The 8045-nt window shown below is 51.5% G+C and carries 7 protein-coding genes; 6 read left to right on the top strand and 1 reads right to left on the bottom strand.

What is annotated here, in order from left to right:
• The first annotated feature begins 174 nt into the window (after positions 1 to 174).
• The 6 genes from IWX85_RS18425 to IWX85_RS18400 all read left to right on the top strand — a co-directional run bounded on the left by IWX85_RS18425 (position 175) and on the right by IWX85_RS18400 (position 5827).
• Positions 175 to 1355, top strand: a protein-coding gene (locus IWX85_RS18425) for an IS3 family transposase (RefSeq protein WP_196870723.1) whose coding sequence is annotated in 2 segments (ribosomal slippage) — positions 175 to 433 and positions 433 to 1355 — 1182 coding nt in all. Because the reading frame shifts where the segments join, the coding sequence is not laid out codon by codon here.
• A gap of 189 nt (positions 1356 to 1544) precedes the next feature.
• Positions 1545 to 2192: an FMN-binding negative transcriptional regulator gene (locus IWX85_RS18420; protein ID WP_036811785.1), complete on the top strand. Its 648-nt coding sequence runs from the start codon at positions 1545 to 1547 to the stop codon at positions 2190 to 2192.
• A 1-nt stretch (position 2193) separates the two neighbouring features.
• Positions 2194 to 2439: a hypothetical protein gene (locus tag IWX85_RS18415; protein WP_196870722.1), complete on the top strand. Its 246-nt coding sequence runs from the start codon at positions 2194 to 2196 to the stop codon at positions 2437 to 2439.
• A gap of 55 nt (positions 2440 to 2494) precedes the next feature.
• Entirely contained in the window at positions 2495 to 3730 is a 1236-nt protein-coding gene (gene tadA, locus IWX85_RS18410; protein WP_196870721.1) for a tRNA adenosine(34) deaminase TadA, read from the top strand.
• A gap of 153 nt (positions 3731 to 3883) precedes the next feature.
• Positions 3884 to 4846, top strand: coding sequence for an LD-carboxypeptidase (locus IWX85_RS18405; protein ID WP_196870720.1), 963 nt, complete (start codon positions 3884 to 3886; stop codon positions 4844 to 4846).
• Positions 4847 to 4903: 57 nt separating this feature from the next.
• Positions 4904 to 5827 carry an adenylate/guanylate cyclase domain-containing protein gene (locus IWX85_RS18400; RefSeq protein ID WP_196870719.1) on the top strand — a complete coding sequence of 308 codons (924 nt, stop codon included), beginning with the start codon at positions 4904 to 4906 and terminating at the stop codon, positions 5825 to 5827.
• Between the two features lie 4 nt (positions 5828 to 5831).
• Here IWX85_RS18400 and IWX85_RS18395 read toward each other — a convergent pair whose 3' ends face one another.
• The gene (locus IWX85_RS18395; protein ID WP_196870718.1) at positions 5832 to 8021 is read right to left on the bottom strand and encodes a catalase; all 2190 of its coding nucleotides are present in this window, start codon (positions 8019 to 8021) and stop codon (positions 5832 to 5834) included.
• Between the last annotated feature and the right edge of the window lie 24 nt (positions 8022 to 8045).

Here is an 8045-nt window from a genome sequence, read left to right as displayed (position 1 = left end):
TTTAGTGCTTCGTTTCTTTGCCATACCAAAAAATCGCCAAATTTACCCGAAGCGATGTCATCACCATTGACTCGGGGACTTTTAAAACACGCACTAAGATTTATCGATTATTGACCTTGCCCCTGAAAAACGTATCCCTTGCTGAGTGGTTCAATTCAGACAAGGAAAACGGAAATGACGAAAACCTCAAGGGCGCGCTACACGCTCGAATTCAAACAAGAAGCAGTCCGGCTGGTGGACAACGGCCAAAGCATCGCGGCGGTGGCGCGGACTTTGGGCGTCGTTGACCAAACGCTATTTAACTGGGTCAAGGCCCATCGGCAGGGCAAGCTCACGGGAGCGGACAGCAAAGCGCCTGTAAGTGCCGAGCAGATGGAAATCAGCCGACTCAGGGCCGAGCTGGCACGCGTGAAGATGGAGCGCGATATCCTGGGAAAAGCGACGGCGTACTTCGCAAGAGGGTTGATTTGAAGTACGCCTTCATCCAGCAGCACCGGCATTCCTGGCCGGTTTCGGTGCAGTGCCGCGTATTGCAGGTCAGCGCGGCCGGCTACCACGCGCACTTGGTGCGCCGTGCCAGCAATGCGCAGCGGCGCCACCTGAGCGACGAGGCGCTGCTGGTGCATATCAAGGCCCTGCACGCCGAGACTCGTGGCGCCTACGGCTGGCCACGCATCTGGCGCGAACTGGTGACACGCGGCGTCCCGGTGGGCAAGAAGCGGGTGCAAAAGCTCATGCAGTTGCACGGCATCCGGGCCAAGGGAAAACGGCGCTTCAAGGTGACGACCGACAGCAATCACAAGTTGCCAATCTCGCCAAACCTGCTGAACCGCGAGTTCAGCGTGGCCGAACCCGACAAAGTCTGGGTCGGCGACATCACATATATCGCGACCGATGAGGGCTGGCTGTTCCTGGCCGTGGTGATTGACCTGTTCAGCCGCCAGGTGGTGGGCTGGTCACTGCGGGGCGACATGACCTCAGCCATCGTCATCGACGCGCTGCGCATGGCCTGGTTCAGGCGCCACCCGGACACGCACGCCGGCTTGATGTTTCACAGCGACCGGGGCAGCCAGTACGCCAGTGGCGCCTTCAAGGAGGTGCTTAAGGAGTACAGCATCACGAGCTCGATGAGCCGGTGTGGCAACTGTTGGGATAATGCCTGCAGCGAGACGCTGTTCGGCTCGTTGAAGGTCGAGCGCTTGCACGGGCAACGCTTCGCGACCCGGCGCCAGGCCAAGGACGAGGCCATCGCCTGGCTGCTCTGGTACAACAAAGCCCGGCTACATTCGACGCTGGCTTATGTCAGTCCGATGCAGTTCGAAAGCGAATGGCTTGCAAGGCAAGCCAACTCATGAGCTCGGTTATGGGATACACAATCCAGGGGCAAGGTCATATTGAGTGGAATAATATAGCCTGACAATCCATTAACTGGCGATTTTGCTAGCCTGTACGTGTTGCAAAGCATGGCTTTACCATGACAACAGCACCATATTCCACCAGGATTCGTCACGGCTTGGATGTGATCTTGGACTAAGCTTACGGCCATGTACCTGCCTCCCCAATTCGAAGGTGACCACGCACAGGCTGCTGACCTGATCCGTCAGCATCCTTTCGCCAGCCTCATCAGCGTCGACGCGTCGGGTTTGCCTTTCATTACCCATTTGCCGCTGCATCTGGAAATGGCTGGCGATCCTGACGGGCCACAGGCGTTTACCCTGCTGGGACATGTCGCCAGAGGTAATCCCCACTGGCGCTATTTGCGGGACCGTCCGCAGGCGGTCGTGACTTTTCTCGGGCCGCATGCTTATCTGTCTCCCAAGGTTTATCCCGACCTTGCCCGGGTTCCAACCTGGAATTACCTGGCGGTGCATTGCACCGTACAGGCGAGACTGGTCGAAGATGCTGCGGCCAAGGACAGCCTCCTGAAAAAACTCATTGGCGATCACGAGCCTGCTTATGCTGAACAGTGGCGTGGAATGGAAAATGCGTATGCCCGGAAGATGCTGTCGGGCATTGTGGCATTCGAGTTACTGGTGATGGACCTTCAATGCAAGTTAAAACTCAATCAGCACCGGCCCGAAGCCTTTGTGACCATGCAGGCCATTTATGAAAACGGCAATGATGCCGATCAGGACCTTGGGCGCTGGATGAAACGCATCGCCAAGGGTTCAGTAAACAGGCTGAAAGGATGAAATGCGTCTGGTTATTGCAATGACAAGTTTGTTGATCTTGCTGGCCGGCATTGGGCTGCTGGCAAAAAAGCAGACCGAGGCCATGAAGGGAGCGCAAATCCCGGCGTTTGTCCAACAGACTGCTGCCGGGCCGGCCGGATCGTTTGGCGCAAAAAATCCTGAGTTGCATCCTCAGCAGATTCACGAACAGCTAAGGCAGTCGCTCGAAGCAGCAATGCAACGCCCAAGAACTGTCGATGGAGAGTGAAAAATGGCATTTGCGCAATATCTTATTGGGTTAGTAGCTATACTTTGAGTAGCAAATGACTGATGTTGACTTTATGGCGCTGGCCCTTGAGCAGGCAAAATCGGCCGCTTCGTGTGGGGAGGTTCCCGTCGGTGCTGTGGTGGTCCGGCAAGGCCAGGTGATTGCCACTGGCTACAACGCCGTGGTGAGTAGCCATGATCCAACAGCCCATGCTGAGATCGCTGCCTTGCGTGCGGCAGCAAAGGTTCTTGGAAACTATCGGCTGGACGAATGCGAACTGTTTGTGACGCTGGAGCCGTGCGCTATGTGCAGTGGCGCCATCTTGAACGCTCGGCTCAAACGTGTGGTGTTTGGAGCACCTGAGCCCAAGACCGGTGCAGCCGGTTCTGTCATTAACCTGTTTGCAAAAACCTCGCTCAACCACCAAACCGAGTGTCAGGGCGGGATGCTGGCCGAAGCGAGCCGCGCGCTGATGCAGGATTTTTTCCGTCAGCGTCGGGTTGAAAAGCGTGTGTCGGCACAACGGCGCCATCCCTTGCGCGATGACGCGCTGCGCACGCCAGACGCCGCCTATGATGGTTTGCCTGACTATCCCTGGATTGCGAACTACCGCAGCGATTTGCCCGCCTTGGATCGTTTGCGATTGCATTATCTTGACGAGCAGCTGGTTTCGTCTGTAAAAGACGCCAAGCATGAGCCGATCACCTACCTGTGCCTACATGATCTCCCGGGCTGGAGTTATGGGTTTCGAAAAGTGATTCCCTCTTTGATTGAATCCGGCTACAGGGTCGTCGTACCGGATTTGATCGGTTTCGGCAAAAGCGACAAACCCAAGAAGGCTACATTTCATACGTTCGCCAGGCATCGCCAGATTCTGGTTGAACTGGTTGACGCTCTAGAATTGCGAAATATTGTGCTGGTGTTTCCAGAACGCCAAAGCTTGCTGGCACTGACGCTACCGGTCGCGGCACCGCTGCGTTTTCGAAGCCTGCAACGCATCAGTGTGGAGGGTAGTTTTACCGAAGCTGGGCAAGCCATGAGCGGGGGGCTTTTGCTGTGGAAACAAGCAAGCAGTCGACGAGATCACGCTTATTTGATGAATTCAGGAGAATTGAAAGCAAATGGGCCAATCCTTCGAATCGATCCAGGATGCGATGCACCTTTTCCCAGAGAAAGCTATCGGACAGGAGTACTTGCACTGGCCGAGGTGTTGACGGCATTCGATGAAGCTGGATATCTGAATATTTACCGACAAACTGAACATTTCTGGACTTTTTTAGCTGATGCGTGATGTCGCCATGACGCCAAGAATAGACCGTTAATTTTAACAAATGTAATCTACATTGATTTCGTTAAAATTTTAATAGATAAAACAACTGTGCGACAGCAAATCTAAAGCGCCCTCATTGTGGAGTCGCATCTTGACGGTGGGATACTTGGTCCGGTGAACAAACATATCTATATTTACTCCCCCTCCAGTGCAGTGCGCGACAAGTTTGCCTTTAAGCGAGGAGTCAAGCGCCTGACAGCATTGGGATATGAGGTTGAGGTTGACGAAGCAGCCTTGAGAAGCCATGGGCGATTTGCAGGGAATGATGAAACTCGCCTTGCGGCCATTCACCGTGCATCAGCCAGCCGCGCCGATGTGGCGTTGATATCGCGTGGAGGCTATGGCATTACACGTATTCTTCCTGGCATTGATTACAAGGCTGTTACAAATGCGGTGGATCGAGGAACACGGTTTGTCGGATTTAGCGACTTCACAGCATTCCAAATGGCGCTATTGGCCCAAACAGGCGCCATAAGTTGGGCTGGACCAGCACTTGGCGAAGACTTTGGCGCTAAAGAAGGGGCTGACGACATTATGGAGGCCTGTTTTGATGATCTGATAACTGGGCAGGGGGAGGGAAGTGGCTGGAGGTTGCCAAAAAAAACACCCAATAAAAAAATAACTGAAGTCATGGATCCGTCATGCGCAAAGGCTACGAACGATATATATAGTATTCATGATTCAGTGCTGTGGGGAGGGAATCTGGCCATGTTGACCTCGCTGGTCGGAACGCCATATTTTCCTGTTGTAAAAAATGGCATTTTATTTATTGAAGATGTCGGAGAACATCCATACCGTGTCGAACGAATGCTCGCACAACTGATCCAAGCAGGCGCTTTAGCACACCAAAAAGCAATCGTATTTGGCCATTTCAGCGATTACAAACTGGTACCTCATGACAACGGCTACAAGATTGGCAGTGTGATCGACTGGCTAAAAAGTCAAGTAACTGCGCAGGTCCTTACCGGACTTCCCTTTGGACATGTCGCTACCAAGGTGATACTGCCGGTGGGACTGCGTGTGACACTTGATGTAGAGGGCCGAGATGCATTTTTGCTTTGGGGACACCAGCATTGAATGACACGTCAGTCATGCTGTAATGAAGCCTCCGTCAACAAGTAGCATCTACAGCCCATGGCAGAATTCACCGTCGTTTTTGCAGACCTCACTGGAAGCACTGGTGTTTTCGAAAAGCTTGGCAATGTCAAAGCTGTTCAGGTAATTACCAGCCTGACACAGTGGATCGGTCAAGTTTGTGAGAACCACGGCGGACATGTCGTGAAATACCTGGGAGATGGCGTTCTCATTCTGTTCAAGGAAAGCCAAGATGCTATCGTGTCCGCAAGCGAGCTTCAGAAAATTCATTATGACCGGATCCGCCATTCGCCGTTACCCCTCAAAATGAGGCTTCAGGTAGGCATGGCACGTGGCGATGTTGTCGAGCAAGATGGCGATTGCTATGGCGATGCAGTCAACGTAGCTTCGCGGCTCAGCGATCTCTCGGGATCCGAACAGATACTCGTAAGTGAAAGCGTTATCCGGCAGCTACCAGATTCTTTTGCAGTGCGCTCCCGTTGCCTGGGCCCCATGATAATTAGAGGTCGTACAGAGACCTGCACTGTACATCGTGTCGAATGGCAGGACGAGATGCTTTCTGAAGTTTTCACTATGCCTGCCCGATTAATGCCAACATCTTTTGATGAGCCAAATAATCGACCGGCTTGCATTGAGTTGTCTTGGATTGATCTAAAAGTGAAATTTACCGCTGCTGAGCTTCCTGTCTATCTTGGCCGTGATATTGAAGCCCAATTTACGATTCAGGATCCCAGGGTGTCGCGAAGACATGCCGTGATCGAATGGCGAACAGGAAAATTCTATTTGAAAGATATTAGCAGCTACGGTACTTGGGTACGTTTTTCCGACGGTGAATCCACCATTCCCCTACGCCGGCAGGATTGTGTGCTGCTGCTCGATGGTGAAATGGCCCTTGGGGCTTCGTTTGAAGATTTTTCCGTGCCTACTGTTGCTTTTAGAGTTAAAGAAGTTTGTGACGTTTGAATCCTTAAGCTGGAACTGCATCTGAATTAAGCCTATTCCAGTGACGATGAAGAGCAATTGCTGCCTGAAACTTCTCTGAAACCTGCCCATCTAGCACCTTCCGCGCGTCAGCCAATATCACGCCTGGCGTCGGTACACTAATCAACTCCGGGTTCTTTTCAATGCTGAAACCTAAAGTCACCAGCAACTCATGGCCTTCATTCAAGGCACAAATAGTTTTGCCATGTTTATAGGCTTCAAGGACAAAATGAACGGCGTCACCAAGCCGACATAAAGTTGCAGTGCTTTTCTCGCCTCCTGGAATCAAGACTGCGTCGAACATAACAGAAGGCATGGTGGAAAAGGTATGGTCTACAGTAAGTTGCTTGCCTGTCAGCGTGGCAACATTTCCCAGTTGCCACCCTATAACCTTGCAAATAGCTCCTGATGCAGTCATATCCAGAACAAGTCGTCGCATTGCTGGTGCATCAACTCCGTCGGCTACCAACACCGCAATCTTTCTGGTTTTAATGCTACTGGCACCAGCACGTGACGCCATACTCAAAGCTGCATCTTCAGTAACTTTCAAAGCAATACGATGATCTCTAAAGCCGATTCGACCAGCCGCTGCTTTGGAATCAGGTGAATTGATTCCTAATGCCGAGGCTACTCTGGCTGCCAATTTGTAGTCGACATGCGCGAGGTTATCTACCATCCTCTGGCGAATTTCAGGCACGTCTACCTTGGACAACTCGAATTTGAAAGCTTCAACGATATGATCCTTCTCGCTGACACTCTGGCTGTTCCAAAACAATGTCGCTTGCGAAAAATGATCGTCAAAAGAGTGCATTCGTCGCCGCGACTTGGACGTTCCGAGCACATTGGATTGGGATTGATATTCATTGACGGCACCATCTAGACGGAGTTCTATGCCATTGGCAAGCGTATTGGGTTCATACGCGACCCGGCCTTTATTGATGGACTGTCGATGAAAGCCTCCGCGCTGATAATTATGAATAGGGCAAACGCTGCGGTTGATTGGAATTTCATGAAAATTGGGGCCACCAAGCCGGGTTAGCTGTGAGTCTGTGTAAGAAAAAAGGCGGCCTTGCAAAAGAGGGTCATTGGAGAAATCAATACCCGGTACAAGATTTCCGGGGTGAAAAGCAACTTGCTCGGTTTCCGAGAAAAAATTCCCGACATTGCGGTTCAGTACTATTTTTCCAACAATTTGCACTGGTATCAGAGATTCTGGAATGAGCTTCGTAGGATCAAGAATGTCAAAGCCCAACTCATCCTCTCGGCCCGCATCAATGATCTGCACTCCCAACTCCCATTCTGGAAAATTTCCTGCTTCAATACTTTCCCAAAGATCGCGACGAAGAAAGTCTGGATCCTTGCCTGCAATTTTCTGAGCTTCATCCCAGTCAAGTGAATGCACGCCCAGCCTCGGTTTCCAGTGGAATTTGACAAAAAAATCGTCTTTCCGTGCATTGATAAAACGAAATGCGTGAACACCAAATCCTTCCATCATGCGAAAGCTTCGTGGCAAGCCCCGATCCGACATAGTCCACATCAGCATATGGGTAACTTCAGGCACCAGAGAGGCAAAATCCCAAAATGTATCGTGTGCGCTACTCGCTTGTGGCATTTCATTGTGGGGTTCAGGCTTTAAAGCATGCATCAGATCCGGGAATTTGATCGCATCCTGAACGTAGAACACCGGCATGCTATTGCCGACGAGGTCATAGTTTCCCTCTTGTGTATAGAACTTGACGGCAAATCCTCGCACATCCCGAACAGTGTCTGCCGAACCTTGAGCGCCTGATGCACCCGAAAACCGTACGAAAACAGGCGTTTCAACGTCTGGATCTTGTAAAAAGGCAGCACTTGTGTATTGCACCATGGATGCATAGAGTTTGAAGAACCCATGCGCCCCACAGCCTCGGGCATTCACAACGCGTTCAGGAATGCGTTCATGGCTGAAGTGAGATATCTTCTCTCGTAGAATAAAGTCTTCCACTAGGGTAGGGCCGTTATCATTGGCTTTAAGCGAATTGTGATTGTCTGCAAGTTGTACGCCTTGGTTACTCGTCAGTCCAAGACCTGCCTCAACAGTGAATGTATCTAGTTGCGCCACCTTTTGAAAGGCTGGATTTTCTTGGCCAGCAGTGCTGCGCGAGTTAGACACATTACGTTTTGCAAGCAACGACATTGAATTTCCTTGATGATCTGGCTT

Origin of the sequence: Polaromonas sp. CG_9.11, assembly GCF_015752225.1 — a bacterium.
GTDB lineage: Bacteria > Pseudomonadota > Gammaproteobacteria > Burkholderiales > Burkholderiaceae_C > Polaromonas.
The sequence above is the reverse complement of the archived record's forward strand: the minus strand, read 5'-3'. Positions and strand labels throughout refer to the sequence as shown.

Coding starts and splice junctions, on each gene's coding strand:
- tadA (WP_196870721.1), top strand. CDS start 2,495: ATGACTGATGTTGACTTTATGGCGCTGGCCCTTGAGCAGGCAAAATCG.
- IWX85_RS18420 (WP_036811785.1), top strand. CDS start 1,545: ATGTACCTGCCTCCCCAATTCGAAGGTGACCACGCACAGGCTGCTGAC.
- IWX85_RS18415 (WP_196870722.1), top strand. CDS start 2,194: ATGCGTCTGGTTATTGCAATGACAAGTTTGTTGATCTTGCTGGCCGGC.
- IWX85_RS18400 (WP_196870719.1), top strand. CDS start 4,904: ATGGCAGAATTCACCGTCGTTTTTGCAGACCTCACTGGAAGCACTGGT.
- IWX85_RS18395 (WP_196870718.1), bottom strand. CDS start 8,021: ATGTCGTTGCTTGCAAAACGTAATGTGTCTAACTCGCGCAGCACTGCT.